The organism is Parafrankia soli (assembly GCF_001854695.1).
GTDB lineage: Bacteria > Actinomycetota > Actinomycetes > Frankiales > Frankiaceae > Parafrankia > Parafrankia soli.
In genome coordinates, this window is the sequence record NZ_MAXA01000203.1 from 1 (window position 1) to 1,086 (window position 1,086).

Sequence of the window (1,086 nt, forward strand, 5' to 3'; positions counted from 1 at the left end):
ACAACCCCGCGGAGGAGACCATCCGCACCAACATGATCAAAAACGGTGTGGTGGAGTGTGTCGCTGCGCTCCCCGCCCGCATGTTCCGGGAGACGTCCGCCCCGGTGACCCTGTGGGTTCTGCGCAAGCCGAGCCGTGACAGCCGCCGCGACGTGCTGTTCATCGACGCGACCTCCGCCGGCACCGTCATCGACCGCACCTATCGTGTCCTGACCGACGAGGACATCAGCCGGATTACCGGCGCCTACCGCGACTGGCGGGGCAGCCGTCCTGGCGAGTACCGCGGGGTCCCGGACTTCGCCGCTGCGGTCACGTCCGAACGGATCCTGGGCCGTTCCAGCCGGCTCGCCCCAGCCCCCTACGTCGCCACCGGCCCGGCCGGCATCGACGTCGACGCCACCATGGCCAGCCTGCGCTCGCTCCGCAAGGAACTGGACCAGCACGAGTACCAGGCCGCGTGCGCGGACGCCGCGGTCGCCGAACACCTTCGGCGGATCGACCTGTGAACACACTGATCGGCCCGGTGCCCCCTACCTGGTGCGAGATCGCCCTCAGAGACGCCTTCAAGGTGCAGGCCGGCCCGTCGGGTGCGACCTTCAGTCCCGCCGATAAGGCGCCCGACGGAGTGCCCGACGGAGTGCCTATGGTCACTCCGAAGAGCATTCAGAATGGTCGGATCGTCGCCGACGGCTGCGTCACCGTCAGTCGCGAAGCAGCCGACAGAATGGACCGGTTCGCCCTGCGCGCGGACGACATCGTCTGCACCCGCATCGGCGACGGCCGACGCCACGCCCTGGCCAGCCCGGAACACACCGGCTGGCTGCTCGGCGGTGCCTGTGTGTTCCTGCGAGCGAGCGCAGAGGTGCTCCCCAGGTATCTCAACCACTACCTTCGCCAGCCCCTGGTCCAGAGATGGTTGGCTCAGCAAGTCAGCGGAGCCGTCGTCCCCACCGTCAGCGCCGGGACCCTGGAGGAGCTCCCGCTCGTGGTGCCACCGCGGGAAACACAGATGAAGATCGTCGATCTCCTCGACGCGCTCGACGAGAAGATCGCGGCGCATCAGGAGATCGTCCAGACGGCCGAGAA

2 protein-coding genes are annotated in these 1,086 nt (G+C 68.3%); both read left to right on the plus strand.

Annotated features, from left to right (window positions below; translation table 11 throughout):
• The coding region (locus BBK14_RS15900) for an N-6 DNA methylase (RefSeq protein WP_131802332.1) at positions 1-506 on the plus strand (506 nt) is incomplete at its 5' end.
• A 17-nt stretch (positions 507-523) separates the two neighbouring features.
• Positions 524-1,086 (plus strand): restriction endonuclease subunit S (locus BBK14_RS15905; RefSeq protein WP_241831524.1); only part of this gene is annotated, 563 nt, incomplete at its 3' end.